The following is a 13,278-nucleotide window of genomic DNA, read 5'->3' on the forward strand; positions in this document are numbered from 1 at the left end:
CGGGTGCCGCATCCTACTGCTGACAAAAATACAAAAGAAGACTAAAAACCGCAGTAGATAACTGTGAAATTCTCAGCAATTCCATGCAGACCGATCTCGACGAAATTCGCGCGTTCCTGGCACTGGCCCATGCGGGCTCCTTCCTGGGCGCCGGCAAACTGATCAATCGCGATCCCGCTGTGGTGACGCGCCGACTGCATGGCCTGGAACAGCGGCTAGGCGTGCGGCTGGTCGAGCGGACGACGCGGCGCGTGGCGTTGACCGAGGCGGGACAGGCCTATCTGGCGCGCGTAGGGCCCATGGTCGAAGGGCTCGAGGCCGCCGAACGGGAGGTGGCCGGCCTGGGCGCCGGCGAGGCGCGTGGCCATCTGCGCATCACGCTGCCGGGCAGCTTCGGCCGGATGTGGATCGCGCCCATGCTCATTGACTTCCTGCTGGCGCATCCCGCCGTGAGCATGGAGGCGAATGTGGAAAATCGCTTCATCGATCTGGTGGCGGAGGGTTACGACCTGGCGATCCGCCTGGGTGAGTTACCGGATTCCCGGCTGGTGGCTCGCCGCGTCGCCGACCGGCGCCGGCTGATATGCGCCAGTCCCGCCTATCTGGCCCGCCACCCTGCCATTGCCGAGCCGCAGCACTTGCAAGGGCATGCCTGCCTTTGCAATAGCGAGCGGACCCCGGTCAACCAATGGCGTTTCAAGAAACCCGATGGCGGCATACAGGCGGTCACGGTGAACCAGCGCATGGCTTCGGGAGATTCCGAGCTGTTGGTCAAGGCCGCCTTGGCCGGGCTGGGCGTCATGCACACGTCTGACTGGTACGTCAGCCAGTACCTGGCCTCGGGCGAATTGGTCGAAGTGCTGCCTGCCTATCCCATCGCCGACAAGGGCGCCGTCTACCTGGTCACGCCGGCCGCCGCCGGCATGCCCGGCAAGACGCGCGCATTCTCGGACTGGATCGCTGGCCGGCTGCAATCCCCGCCGTGGCTGGTGTGACGAGCCGGCGTTTCCCTCAGCTTCCCATGCGTACGATGACCTTGCCGCGCGCGCGGCCCGACGCGGTCTTTTGCAGCGCTACCGCGATCTGTTCCAGCGGGTAAAGGCTGTCGATCACGATCTGGAGCTTGTCCTGCCGGAAGAGATCGACGGCGATTTGCAAGGCCTCGGTGGCATGTTCGAAAAACACGAACTGACCGTGCCGGCCCGCCGGCGCCGCGATGGCGAAGTCGATCAGGGTGGCCAGGGTGCCGCCGTCGCGCAGCACTTGCCAGGAGCGCGCGAGCGTATCGCCGCCTATGGTGTCGAGCACCAGGTCGACCGCCGGCAGTTGCGTGAAGTCTTCGTTGCGGTAGTCGATGACGGTATCGGCGCCCAGCTCCCGCAACAGGCCATGGTTGCCAGCCGACGCGGTGGCGCTGACATGCGCGCCCGCCGCCTTGGCCAGCTGCGTGGCAAAACCGCCCACGCCCCCGGCGCCGGCATGTATCAGCACGCGCTGGCCGGCGCGCAGCTTGCCCACGCCGAACAGTGCCAGATGCGCGGTGCCGAACGCGCTGGGCAATGCTGCCGCCTGCTCGAAGCTCATGGCATCCGGCATACGCACCACGGCCGCCGCCTTGGCCGTGGTGTAGCCGGCGAAGGCGCCGCCCGCTTTGGGGGCCCGGCGGCCGACCACACGGTCGCCGACGCGCAGGCCCGTCACGTCCGCGCCCAGCGCGCTGACGACGCCACTGAAATCGCCGCCTGGCACGTAGGGCAGCGTGGTCGGGAAGACCTCCCGTAGCAAGCCACTGATAAGCTTCACGTCCAGCGGATTCACGCTGGCGGCTTCGATGCGGACTTGCACTTCGTCCGCGGCTGGCGCCGTGGCGGGGAGGGTGTCGATGACGACATCGGCGAGCGCGCCGTACTGCCTGATCAATGCTGCTTGCATGTTTTCTCTCCGGAGCGGCGCGTCAATTGGCGGGAAATTGACCCAGTTGCAGGAACAGGGCGAACCAGTCTTCCATGTGCCAGGTGGTGGTGATGCGCTCGCCATCGAGTTCATGGAACTCATGGATGCGGAAGCTCACGCGCTTGCCCGTGGCGGGGATGCCGAACAGGGCGCCCTGGTGCGTACCGCTGATCTCGGCGCGCACGGCGATCTTGCCGGGCAATTGCACCAGGTCGTGGATGTGGATCCGCACATCGGGGAAAGCATCGAAGAAGCCCTGCACGACAGGCTTGAAGCCGTCCGGACCGGGGCCCTGGCCGGGTGCCAGCGGGATGTCCTTCCACGTCGGCGCCACGGCTTGCGCCAGCAGGTCGGGGTTCTTCTGGTTGAAGACTTCGTAGAGATTCAGGACGGCCTGCCGTTCCGTTGCCAGGCGGGCTGCGTCGGTGGTGGTGGGTGTGGTGGCTTGCATGACAAAGTTCTCTGTTTCAGTGCGCCCGTCACATCGGGCGCTTGCTGTTGAGAGGATTATCAGCAAGCGCTAAGATTCATCCAACAAATACAGCATATACAGCATTATTCGTTCTATGGATTTCAATGGCGTCGATTTGAATCTGCTGGCTGCGTTCGATGCGCTGATGCAGGAGCGCAACGTGACGCGCGCGGCCGCCCGCGTCGGTGTCAGCCAGCCGGCCATGAGCGCGGCACTGGGGCGATTGCGCGCCGTGTTCGGCGACCACCTGTTCCAGCGCAGCGCCGCCGGCCTGCTGCCCACGGCGCGTGCGCAGCAGATCGCGGAAGGGGTGACGCTGGCGCTACAGCAGATCGCCGCCGTCCTGCAGCCCGAAGCCGACTTTGTCGCGCGGACGGCGACGCTGACCTTCACGCTGGGGCTGTCGGACTATCCGGCTTTCGTCATCCTGCCGCGATTGCTGTCAGCGCTTGCGCTGGAGGCGCCCGATGTGTTGATCGATGTCGTGTCCTTCTCCGGTCGTGACGATGCCGTGGCACTGCTGGACGCTGGCAAGATCGACGTGGCGATCGGCGTGGCGCCGACCGTTCAGGAAAGCCGCATCATGACGCGCGAGATCCTGCGCGACGAGTTCGTAACCCTGGTGCGCAAAGACCATCCGGCGGCGCGCAAGGGCATGAATCTGAAAGCCTATCTGGCGCTGGAGCATGTGCTGGTTTCGCCGGAGGGAAGCAGTTATGGCGTGGTTGACCAGGCCTTGGCCGATCATGGCAAGAAACGCCGCGTCCAGATCGCGTTGCCGCAGATGTTCGCGGTGCCGGCGATCCTGGCGCGCAGCGACTACGCCGCTACCTTGCTACGCCGGGTAGCGCTGCATTCCGCGGTGGCCGGCAAGCTGGCGATCTTCCCGCCGCCCGTATCCCTGCCCCAGGTCGCCTTTCATCTGATCTGGCATCGCCGCAACGACAGCCCCTCCGCCCAGACCTGGTTACGCGACCACATCGCCCGCGTCGCAGGTGAGTTGATGAGCGGACATTAGGAGAAGCCAAACGTATGTACTCCTCCGAACGTCTTAAAGGGATCGACGTGTTTGTCTCCGTGGTGGACGCGGGTAGCTTCACGGCCGCGTCAGAGCGCCTGAACCTGACCAATTCCGCCGTCGGCAAGGCCGTCGCGCGCCTGGAGGCGCGGTTGGGGGCGCGGCTGTTCGAGCGCACTACTCGCCGGCTGTCGCTTACCGATGCCGGGCAGGCCTTCTACCGGACCTGCCAGCGGATCCTGGGCGAACTGGAAGAGGCGGAGCATGTGCTGAAGGCCGAAGGCACGGTGCCGGTGGGCAAGCTGCGCATCGACCTGCCGGCCACCTACGGCCGCATGCATGTCATGCCCCAACTGTTCGACTTCATGAAGGCCTACCCCGGCGTACAGCCGCAGATATCCTTCACCGACCGATTCGTGGACCTGGTTGAAGATGGCGTGGATGTGGCCGTGCGGATAGGCGGTGGAGAAACCTGGCCGGCCCCCATCGGCTACCGCTTCCTGGGGCGCGAGCGGCGCATCTTCTGCTGCGCACCGAGCTACCTTGAAAGTATCGGCGACATCGCGGACGACATGAACGCGCTGGCCCGGCTGGATGCCGTGCTGTACCGCCAGCCCAACGGCACGCCCAGTCCCTGGCTCATCCAACGCGGCAATGCGCCGGTCGAGCATCACCATCCCGTGACCCAGCTGGAAGTCGGCAGCGCTGAATCCTGGGTCGAAGCCGTGGCCCAGGGCTTCGGCGTAGGCCAGCTTGCCACGTGGCTCGTCGGGGACCGCCTGGCCAAGGGCGAGTTGGTGGAAATCCTGCCGTCCCTGGCGGTCGATGGCCTGCCGCTGTACCTCCAATGGCAGCGCAGCCGGCAATTACTACCCAAGGTCGATGCGCTGCTTACTCACCTTGGAACCCATCTACGTATTTGATTCTGGAACTTCCAGATGATATCGATGGAAAATTGATCCGATATGGGACCATGAGTATCCAATAAGCTGCGGGGTTTGAAATCTCCCTCGCTGATCGTGTCATCCTCCCCCACTACGTCCCTACAGGCACCCCATCGCGCCGCCCAGACGGGTACCGCGTCCACATACATCCTGGCGATCGCGGCATTCGTCATCGTCACCACCGAGTTCCTGATGGTCGGCCTGTTGCCGGCACTCGCTCGCGACCTGTCGGTGTCGGTCGCAAGGGCCGGCCAGCTGGTCACGCTGTTCGCCGTCGTCGTGATGATCTTCGGGCCGCCGCTGACCGCAAGGCTTGCCCACGTCGAGCGCAAGCGCATGTTCATGGCGGTGCTCGTCCTCTTCGCGGTATCCAACGCCGTGGCCGCGCTGGCGCCAAACTTCTGGGTGCTGGGCATTGCCCGTATCCTGCCCGCGCTGGCTCTGCCCGTGTTCTGGGGCACGGCCAGTGAAACCGCCGCGCAACTGGCTGGCCCCGAACGCGCGGGCAAAGCCGTCGCCACGGTCTACCTGGGCATTTCCGCGGCCATGCTGCTGGGCATCCCGCTTGGAACCGTCGCGGGCGACGCCATCGGCTGGCGCGGCGCCTTCTGGGCGCTGGCGATCCTGTCCGCGCTGGTCGCCGTCCTCCTGCACTTCCTGATGCCGGCCATGGCCGCGGGCAAGCGGGTCGGCCTGGCCCAGCAGGCGCGCATCCTGCGTGATCCGGCGTTCGTCGCCAACGTGCTGTTGTCGGTGGCGGTCTTCACGGCCATGTTCACGGGCTATACCTATCTGGCCGAGCTGCTCGAAAAGGTCGCTCGGGTGCCTTCCGCGAATGTCGGCTGGTGGCTGATGGGATTCGGCGCCGTCGGGCTGATCGGGAACTGGCTGGGCGGCCTCTGGGTGGACCACAAGCCGGTGGCCGTCACCGCGCTGTTCAGCGGCGTGCTGGCGCTGGGCATGCTCGGCACCGTGCAACTGGCGGGGCAGCACGTCGGGTTGGCAATCGCGCTGGGCGTGTGGGGAATCGCGAATACCGCCCTCTATCCCATCTGCCAGATTCGCGTGATGAAGGCGGCGCCGCAGGCCCAGGCATTGGCCGGCACGATCAACGTGTCTGCCGCGAACGGCGGCATCGCGCTGGGCGCCATCCTGGGCGGCGCCAGCATGGCATGGTGGGATGTGGGTAGCGTGGCTATCGTCGGCGCCGCGGTTGCGGCAGCCGCCGCCGTGGCCGCGCTGTGCATCGGGCGTTGGCTGCGCACCCGCTGAGGCTGGCTTATTCCTCAGGCGCTCTGCTCAATCATGCCCGGGCGGCGCGCCTTCCTCGGCCACCACATCCCAACCGCCACCCAAGGCCTTGTACAGCGAGACCAGATTGGTCGATATCGTCGCCGTGCTATCGACCCACTGCTGTTCGTTGGTCAGCAAGGTCTTCTGCGCGGTCAACACATCCAGGTAATTCGAAATGCCGCGAACATAACGTTTGTTCGCCAGATCCAGCGCACGCCTGGATGCCTGCACGCTTGCCTCCAACCGGTCGCGACGCCGCTGTTCAGCGGCGAATCCCGTCATCGCGTCATCGACTTCCTTGAATGCCGACAATACCGTCTTGCGGTACGTGATCGCCGCCTCTTGCTGCTGCGCTTCCCGTAATGCCAGCGTCGCACGCAAGCGGCCCCCCTCGAAGATCGGAATCGAGATGCTGGGTCCAAGACTGAAGCTGCGCGCGTCCCAATCGCCCAGGTTCGAGAACTGAGTGGCCTGCATGGCGGCACTGCCGGACAGCGTGATCTTCGGGAAAAAGTCCGCTTTGGCGGCGCCGATATTTGCGGTCGCCGCGTGCAATTGGGCCTCCGCCTGGCGAATGTCGGGCCGGCGCCGCGCCAGTTCCGAGGGCAGCCCCACCGGCACGCGCGGGGGCACCGCGGGCACCACGGGGGGTTCCTTCAGCTGCGCCGCCAGTGCCTGCGGATACTCGCCAAGCAGGATGCCGATGGCATTGATCAACTGCGCTTCCTGTTGTTCGCCCTGCGGAATCTCGGCGGCATTCGACTCAGCCTGGCTTTGTGCATTGGCGACGTCCAGATCGGTGGCCAGCCCGTGCCTGGCGCGCTCGCTCGTCAGTTGCACGGTGCGCTGCGCGAATGCCAGGTTTTCCCGGGTGATGCGCAGCTTCGCCTGCGTTCCCCGCAGATTCAGATAATCGCGGGCAACTTCCGCCGCAGTCGATACGATGGCATCGTGCCGCGCTTCATTCTGGGCGTCGACGCTGGCCTTGGCGTTTTCCGTGCTGCGTCTTACCCGGCCCCACAGATCGAGCTCCCACGACGCATCGAAGCCATATTGGTACAGGCTGAACGGCGGCAACGCCGTCCCGGAGGATTGCGGCACACCGCCTTGCCTGCCCCCCAGCCCGTTGGTATCCGTGGCCGTCGACGTCCCGCTGCCACCGAGCAGGCCGATGACGCCATCCGCGCTTTCCAGCTGGCGGGTATAAGAGGCGTTGCCGTTGACAGTGGGATACTCGGCCGCCCTCGTCTGTCCCAGCTGTGCCCGTGACTCGGCCAGCCGTGCCAGGGCGATCTTGATATCGAGGTTGCTGTCCATGGCGCGCGCGACCAGCTCGGTCAGCAGCGGATCGCCGAAGCTGTTCCACCACCGGGTGTCGACAGGCTCGGGCACGGCCACCGCGTGCGCGGCCTCGGCGGCAGCGGCCGGTGACTTGGACCATTGCGACGGCGTCTGTAATTCAGGATGCTGGAAATCGGGCCCCATCGTGCAAGCCGACAGAAAGACGACGAGTGGAACCCACAGAAAATTAGTGCGCATTTACCTGTGCCCCCTTCGGCAGCTTCGGCAATAACAAACAAAGTGGACATAGCGCCAGCGCGATAACGCCCAGAATGATGAAGACGTCGAGGTAGCTCATGACCGACGCCTGTTGTGTCACCCGCTGAGCTATCGACCCAAGCGAACCGACAAAGCCGTTGTAAGGCGTGATGTGCTCGACCAGCCGCGCATGGTGAAACTGCTCTCGCCACGCCAGCTGAGTCGTCACCAGCGACACCCCGAAACTGCCCCCGACGTTGCGCATCATGTTGATGAGCGCCGAGGCATTGTTGTTCTCTTTCGGCGGGATGCCGATGAACTGCACGGTCGATAGCGGGATGAACAGGAATGGCAGCCAGATGACCTGGTAGAGCCGTGCCATGGAAACGTCACTGAAACCAACGTTCAAATTGAGTCCCGACGTATGGAGCAACGCTACGCCGGTGCCGGCAAGCGACATCATGACCAGCCACTTGGGCTGGAATACGCGCCCGGTCACGGCGCCCGCTATCGGCATGATCAACAGAAGGACGGCGCCGCCCAGACCCAGCGTCAACCCGGCGTTGGTGGCGTCGTAGTTCAACAGTTCCTGCGTGAACTGCGGCAGGATCTGGGTCGAACTATTGATGATGAAGCCGAACGCGAACATCACGCTGCAACTGACGGCGAAGGCGCGCGATTTGAATAGCCGCAGGTTCACGATGGGATGCGGCGTGGTCAGTTCGCGTATCACCAGGGACACCAGGGCGACGACGGCGATGGCCGCGAACGTGCAGATGAAATTGGATGAAAACCCATCCTCGCGCTCGAACTTGTCCAACACGATTTGCAGGCTGCCGAAGCCGGCCGCGACCAGGGCGAAGCCCAGATAATCGATGCGCAGGCCTTTGGCGAGCAAGGCGCGCCTTTCTTCCTTCACCAGCTTGCTGTCGCTGACGAACATACCCGTCAGCACCAGCGACAACACGCCGACCGGCAGATTGATCAGGAACACCCAGTGCCAGGAATAGTTTTCCGTTATCCATCCGCCCAGCATGGGCCCTATGGCCGGCGCCGCCACGACGGTAAATCCGTACAGCGCGAAAGCCATGGCGCGCTTTTCCGGCGGGAAGGTATCGGCAAAGATGCTTTGCTCGACCGGCGCCAGTCCGCCGCCGCCGAAGCCCTGCAACACGCGGAAAAAGATCATCATTTCCAACGATGTCGCGAATCCGCAAGCCACGGAGCTGACCGTGAACAGGATGACGCAGATCATGTAGAAGCGCTTGCGTCCGATCACGTTGGCAAGCCATCCGCTGATCGGCAGGATGATCGCATTGGCGACCAGATAACTGGTGGTGATGTACGTACTCTGGTCCAGGCTTGCGCCCAGGCCGCCGGCGATATGCCGCAGCGCCACGTTCGCGATGGTGGTGTCGAGCACCTCCATGAAAGTCGCGATCGATACGATGACCGCGATCAGCCAGGGGTTGTAGGGGCCGGCCGCCGATCTGGGCAACGCTGAGTAGGGATCCGACATGTCTACTGCACCGTGACGCGCGGGGTGACGGAAAGGCCCGGTGCCAGCGGCAGATGGCGCCAGTCGTCGCCGTCGAAGACGATTTTCACGGGCAGGCGCTGCACGACCTTGACGTAGTTACCGGTAGCGTTCTCGGCCGGCAAGCTGCTGAAAACGGACCCGGTGCCTCGCTGCAGGCTTTCTACATGCGCGTGCAGCTTTTCATCCGGATAGGCGTCGACGCTGACCTCGACCGCCTGTCCCACTTTCATGTGGGCCAGCTGCGTTTCCTTGAAATTGGCGGTGACCCACATTTCGTCGGGGACCACCGCCACCAACGCCAGACCGGGCGTGACGTAGTTGCCCAGATTGACCGTGCGACGGGTCACCTTGCCTGCCTGCGGCGCGCGTATTTCGGTGTAGCTCAGTTGCAGCTTTGCATTATCGACGTCGGCCTTGCTCTGCCGCACCGACGCCAGCGCGGCATCGATTTTCGTGCGCTGCGATGCGACCTGTGCTTCGGCCGCGCGCACTGCCTGCTTGGCGCTATCCAGCCTGGCTACCGCACTTTTGGTCGTCGCCTGGCTTTGTTCCAGTTGCTGCCGCGTGATGGCGGCCGGATCCGTTCCCGTGAACCGCACCAGATCCTGGCGCGCCTGCGTCAGGTCTGCCTGCGCCACCTGGACCTGTGCCGTCTGCTGCGCCAGATTGGCGATCTGGTACTGCAGATCGGCTTGCGCTTGGGCAACTTGCGCTTCCGCATTCGCTTGCTGCGCTTGCGCCTGTTCGAGCTTCACTTCGTAATCGCGCGGGTCCAGGCGCAGCAGCGGCTGGTCTTTCTCGACGTGCTGGTTGTCGGTGACCAACAGTGCGACCACGCGCCCATTCACCTGCGACGCGATCTGGCTTTGATCGCTGTCGATAAAGGCATCGTCCGTGCTTTCGTAATGTCCGCTGTGCAGCCAGTAGGTCGTGCCCGCCGCCACGCAGACCAGCAGCACCACCAGGCCAATGACGGCTCTCAGGCGCTTGCTGCGCGGGCTCGCGGGTTCGGCGGCGCGTTCGCCATCGGCTTGTTCCGCGCCGGCCGGCGTGCTGTTGTCGCTTTCACTTCCCGCCATGGGAATCTCCAAAATGACTTGTGGCGGGATTCTACAATAGAACGGAACGGTTTCGTTCTATTTAAGGAAAAGTGGGATAATTCGAAAAATTTCCTTATCCGCCCCTTTCTTTTGTCTGAAAAACACCCGTGACGCGCGCCTCCAAGCCTACCGATGCGACGACCGAGCCTTGCCTGCTCAAGGCGATGTTTTCGCGCAAGAAAGGCCGTCCGTCGAATGCGATGGCGGGTGACGTCGAAGAGCGGATACTCGATGCCGCCACGGCCATGTTCGCTGAGCGCGGCTTCGGCGGGGCATCGCTGGACGCCATCGCCGCGGCGGCGGGCGCCAGCAAGGCAACGCTCTACAGCCGCTATAGCGGCAAGGAAGCGCTGTTTTCAGCCGTGGTCAAACGGAATTGCGAACGCAGTTTGAGTATCGGGTACGAGCCGCCGCAATCGGCGTCGCTGGAGCAGCGCCTGATCTTGCTGACTGAAACGGTGGCAATGCGCTTGCTTAGCGACGAGGTGATCGGACTGATCAGAATGGTGATAGCCGACGCCCCGCGGTTTCCGTCCCTGGCGCAACTGACGAACGAAGCCGGCAAGTCGCGCACCGTGGACGCCGTGGCGAAGATGATCGCCGAACACTCGTCGCGCACGCGTGAGGGCGCCGCGCTCGCTTCAAGCAAACGGCAAGCGCGGATAGTCGCCACCCAGATTCTCGACGCGATCATCCCGCCGATGCTGATGAAAGCCTTGATGGGGGAAGACCTTGCCGAACTGCGTGGCAATCTGCGGTCGTACGTGAAGCAGACAATCGGCATTTTCGCCGCCGCGGGCGCATTGAACGCTTTCCAGTAGGCCGCGAGGCAAACGGGGCATTGTCCCGGCGATATCCCGGCGACAGGCGCGTTTTACTTCTTCCTGGCTTCCTCGTCCCACTGCTTCAGGACAGCGAGTTTCTCGCCGATCTTGATTTCCAGGCCGCGCGGGACCGGCTGATACCAATTGGGTTCGCGCATGCCGTCGGGAAGATACGTCTCGCCAGCCGCGTAGGCATTGGGTTCGTCGTGCGCATAGCGGTAGGCATGGCCGTGACCCAATTCCTTCATCAACTTGGTGGGGGCGTTGCGCAGGTGGATGGGGACTTCGCGGCTGCGATCCTGCTTCACGAAAGCGCGGGCCTGGTTGAAGGCGTTGTAGCCGGCGTTGCTCTTGGCGGCGACCGCCAGATAGATGACGGCCTGGCCTAGCGCCAGCTCTCCTTCCGGGCTGCCCAGCCGTTCGAAGGTCGCGGCGGCGTCGTTGGCGATCTGCATGGCGCGCGGGTCGGCCAGGCCGATGTCTTCCCACGCCATGCGCACGATGCGGCGCGACAGGTATTTGGGATCGACGCCGCCGTCCAGCATGCGCGTGAACCAATACAAGGCGCCATCCGGGTTGGAGCCGCGGACGGATTTGTGCAGGGCCGAGATCTGGTCGTAGAAGTTGTCGCCGCCTTTGTCGAAACGGCGTGCGTTCAGGGTCAGCGCGTTCTCGATGAACGAGGCGTCGATGTCCGTGATCTTCGCCACCTGCGCCGCCGAACTGGTCTGCTCCAGCAGATTGAGCATGCGGCGGGCATCGCCGTCCGCCAGGCCGACCAGGGTTTCGATGGCCTTTTCGTCGAATGTCAGATGCGCCAGGACGTCGGCGCGGGCTTTTTCCACCAGCAGCTTCAATTCGTCTTCGGTCAGGGACTTCAGAACGTAGACCTGCGACCGCGACAGCAATGCCGAGTTGACTTCGAACGACGGGTTTTCGGTGGTGGCGCCGATCAGCGTGACCAGGCCCGATTCCGCATAAGGCAGCAAGGCGTCCTGCTGCGATTTGTTGAAACGGTGGATTTCGTCGACGAACAGGATGGTGCGCTTGTGCAGGCTGAGATTGCGCTCGGCCTGGTCCATGGCCGCGCGGATGTCTTTCACGCCCGAAAACACGGCCGACAGGGCGATGAATTCACAGTCGAAAGCGGATGCGGTGAGGCGGGCGATGGTGGTCTTGCCTACGCCCGGCGGGCCCCACAGGATCATCGAGTGCGGGCGGCCGGATTCGAAAGACAGACGCAGGGGTTTGCCGGGGCCCAGCAGATGTGACTGGCCGACCACTTCGTCCAGGGTGGTGGGCCGAAGGGCTTCGGCCAGGGGCGGAATAGGCTTGGCCTTGAAAAGATCGTTCATCGTGCAATTACACCAGAAGTGGGAAGGGGGCGCGGTGATGCGACCCGGTTCGCCGCAGCGATGCCCTCGGGAAATGCAGACAGAGAATGTACTGAAAATAGGTACAAATGTACGTTTTTATGATACGTTTGTACTAATAAAATGTACAGATGACCTGTCTGCTTTATCTTGGAGTCGAGGCCATGAGTGACAAAAAGGACGTGCTGACGGCGCTTTTCCCGTCGGCATTACGCAGGAAAGCATTGGCACTGTTGTTTTCCAGGCCGCATGAGGCTTTCCATGTCCGCGAGCTGATTCGACTGCTCGATGTCTCGCCAGGGGCGCTTCCCCGGGAGCTGCTGGACATGGCTGAGGCAGGAATACTGCGCCGCGACCGGCGCGGAAATCAGGTGCTCTATGGCGTGAATCGCGAAGCTCCTTTCTTCCCGGAGCTATACGGGCTAATTCAAAAAATAGCAGGGGATATACCAGCGTTGCGGCTTGCGCTGCAGCCGTACGCGGGCGAGATAGATTTCGCGTGCGTGTTCGGTTCCGTTGCAAGGAACGAGGCTGGCCCGAACAGTGACATAGACCTGTTGCTGGTCGGAGACGGGATCACGGGACGAATGAAAGCCGAGCTGAGGGTCGCTATGAACGATGCCGGCCGCGCGCTGGACATTCAGGACTTCACCCGAGCGGAATATGCCGAGCTTCTTCACCAGGGCAGCCCGTTTATTGGAGAGGTCCTCAACAATCCTCTCATCATGTTGGTAGGAGAAGAGGATGGTCTTAAGAGCCCCGGCTCAATTCGAGGAGGCGGGCAATCTTAGACGCGCGCCACAAGATAGGCGTCGTGTGCAAGCCTGGCTAAGAGACTCGGTAGGGAAGCTCAATGACTCCGGTTTGGCTCAGGCTACGATTTCGACTCGTCTTTCGGCAGCCTACGATGCGATTTTTTCTGGGGCGCTAGCGCTTATCAATGCTCAGGGTTACCGGGTCGACGCGAGCGAAGGGCATCACAAGATCGCGATAGAGATTCTGGCGTCGTCGCTGGGTTACACGGAGATCCAGCATGAGGAGCTCCAGGTGGTACGAGAAAGTCGCAACCAGCGTTACGACGGTCGCCCGCCCAGTGAATTGCAGGTCAAGGAAGCTCGTGAATGGGCGCAGCGGACTCTGCAAGACGTGTGCCACTGGTTCGAGAAGCGCCACCCAGACTTGCTGAAAAAGTGAGAATGTTGTGACTGATGGCTCGCTTATC

At 63.2% G+C, this 13,278-nt stretch carries 13 protein-coding genes; 7 read left to right on the forward strand and 6 right to left on the reverse strand.

The features are described 5' to 3' along the window. The first annotated feature begins 83 nt into the window (after positions 1–83). A complete protein-coding gene (locus tag ASB57_RS29675; RefSeq protein WP_057655680.1) occupies positions 84–995 on the forward strand; it encodes a LysR family transcriptional regulator in 912 nt (303 codons plus the stop codon). Positions 996–1,011: 16 nt separating this feature from the next. Here ASB57_RS29675 and ASB57_RS29680 read toward each other — a convergent pair whose 3' ends face one another. Further along, a complete protein-coding gene (locus ASB57_RS29680; RefSeq protein ID WP_057655681.1) occupies positions 1,012–1,932 on the reverse strand; it encodes an NADP-dependent oxidoreductase in 921 nt (306 codons plus the stop codon). A 22-nt stretch (positions 1,933–1,954) separates the two neighbouring features. Next, positions 1,955–2,404, reverse strand: a complete 450-nt coding sequence (locus ASB57_RS29685) for an ester cyclase (RefSeq protein ID WP_057655682.1) — start codon at positions 2,402–2,404, stop codon at positions 1,955–1,957. 115 nt (positions 2,405–2,519) lie between these two features. Between ASB57_RS29685 and ASB57_RS29690 the strand changes: the two genes are divergently transcribed. From ASB57_RS29690 to ASB57_RS29700, 3 genes are all read left to right on the forward strand, one after another. Continuing rightward, positions 2,520–3,443, forward strand: coding sequence for a LysR family transcriptional regulator (locus ASB57_RS29690; protein ID WP_057655683.1), 924 nt, complete (start codon positions 2,520–2,522; stop codon positions 3,441–3,443). Between the two features lie 14 nt (positions 3,444–3,457). Next, positions 3,458–4,366, forward strand: coding sequence for a LysR family transcriptional regulator (locus ASB57_RS29695; RefSeq protein WP_057655685.1), 909 nt, complete (start codon positions 3,458–3,460; stop codon positions 4,364–4,366). Between the two features lie 96 nt (positions 4,367–4,462). Next, complete coding sequence (locus tag ASB57_RS29700) at positions 4,463–5,659, forward strand: MFS transporter (RefSeq protein ID WP_057656551.1); 1,197 nt, start codon at positions 4,463–4,465, stop codon at positions 5,657–5,659. Between the two features lie 27 nt (positions 5,660–5,686). Here ASB57_RS29700 and ASB57_RS29705 read toward each other — a convergent pair whose 3' ends face one another. Genes ASB57_RS29705 through ASB57_RS29715 form a run of 3 tightly spaced genes read right to left on the reverse strand, consistent with a single transcriptional unit; the run spans position 5,687 to position 9,838 of the window. Continuing rightward, positions 5,687–7,219: an efflux transporter outer membrane subunit gene (locus ASB57_RS29705; protein ID WP_057655687.1), complete on the reverse strand. Its 1,533-nt coding sequence runs from the start codon at positions 7,217–7,219 to the stop codon at positions 5,687–5,689. After that, entirely contained in the window at positions 7,209–8,738 is a 1,530-nt protein-coding gene (locus ASB57_RS29710) for a DHA2 family efflux MFS transporter permease subunit (RefSeq protein WP_057655689.1), read from the reverse strand. The genes ASB57_RS29705 and ASB57_RS29710 overlap by 11 nt, the downstream gene beginning before the upstream one ends. 2 nt (positions 8,739–8,740) lie before the next feature. Next, positions 8,741–9,838 (reverse strand): HlyD family secretion protein, encoded by a 1,098-nt coding sequence (locus ASB57_RS29715; protein WP_057655691.1) that lies wholly within the window; start codon positions 9,836–9,838, stop codon positions 8,741–8,743. A 128-nt stretch (positions 9,839–9,966) separates the two neighbouring features. Between ASB57_RS29715 and ASB57_RS29720 the strand changes: the two genes are divergently transcribed. Beyond that, a complete protein-coding gene (locus ASB57_RS29720) occupies positions 9,967–10,680 on the forward strand; it encodes a TetR/AcrR family transcriptional regulator (RefSeq protein ID WP_057655692.1) in 714 nt (237 codons plus the stop codon). 53 nt (positions 10,681–10,733) lie between these two features. On the opposite strand, the gene ASB57_RS29725 is transcribed toward ASB57_RS29720, so the two are convergent. Further along, a complete protein-coding gene (locus ASB57_RS29725) occupies positions 10,734–12,038 on the reverse strand; it encodes a replication-associated recombination protein A (RefSeq protein ID WP_057655694.1) in 1,305 nt (434 codons plus the stop codon). 182 nt (positions 12,039–12,220) lie between these two features. On the opposite strand from ASB57_RS29725, the gene ASB57_RS29730 reads away from it, so the two are divergent. After that, positions 12,221–12,847 carry a nucleotidyltransferase domain-containing protein gene (locus tag ASB57_RS29730; RefSeq protein WP_057655696.1) on the forward strand — a complete coding sequence of 209 codons (627 nt, stop codon included), beginning with the start codon at positions 12,221–12,223 and terminating at the stop codon, positions 12,845–12,847. A gap of 25 nt (positions 12,848–12,872) precedes the next feature. Further along, positions 12,873–13,250, forward strand: coding sequence for a hypothetical protein (locus ASB57_RS29735; RefSeq protein WP_057655698.1), 378 nt, complete (start codon positions 12,873–12,875; stop codon positions 13,248–13,250). The last annotated feature ends 28 nt before the right edge of the window (positions 13,251–13,278 follow it).

The organism is Bordetella sp. N, assembly GCF_001433395.1.
GTDB lineage: Bacteria > Pseudomonadota > Gammaproteobacteria > Burkholderiales > Burkholderiaceae_B > Bordetella_C.

Bases quoted from the DNA above. Each gene is read 5' to 3' on its own strand.
- ASB57_RS29675 (WP_057655680.1), top strand. From the start codon at position 84: ATGCAGACCGATCTCGACGAAATTCGCGCGTTCCTGGCACTGGCCCAT.
- ASB57_RS29680 (WP_057655681.1), bottom strand. From the start codon at position 1,932: ATGCAAGCAGCATTGATCAGGCAGTACGGCGCGCTCGCCGATGTCGTC.
- ASB57_RS29685 (WP_057655682.1), bottom strand. From the start codon at position 2,404: ATGCAAGCCACCACACCCACCACCACCGACGCAGCCCGCCTGGCAACG.
- ASB57_RS29690 (WP_057655683.1), top strand. From the start codon at position 2,520: ATGGATTTCAATGGCGTCGATTTGAATCTGCTGGCTGCGTTCGATGCG.
- ASB57_RS29695 (WP_057655685.1), top strand. From the start codon at position 3,458: ATGTACTCCTCCGAACGTCTTAAAGGGATCGACGTGTTTGTCTCCGTG.
- ASB57_RS29705 (WP_057655687.1), bottom strand. From the start codon at position 7,219: ATGCGCACTAATTTTCTGTGGGTTCCACTCGTCGTCTTTCTGTCGGCT.
- ASB57_RS29710 (WP_057655689.1), bottom strand. From the start codon at position 8,738: ATGTCGGATCCCTACTCAGCGTTGCCCAGATCGGCGGCCGGCCCCTAC.
- ASB57_RS29715 (WP_057655691.1), bottom strand. From the start codon at position 9,838: ATGGCGGGAAGTGAAAGCGACAACAGCACGCCGGCCGGCGCGGAACAA.
- ASB57_RS29725 (WP_057655694.1), bottom strand. From the start codon at position 12,038: ATGAACGATCTTTTCAAGGCCAAGCCTATTCCGCCCCTGGCCGAAGCC.
- ASB57_RS29730 (WP_057655696.1), top strand. From the start codon at position 12,221: ATGAGTGACAAAAAGGACGTGCTGACGGCGCTTTTCCCGTCGGCATTA.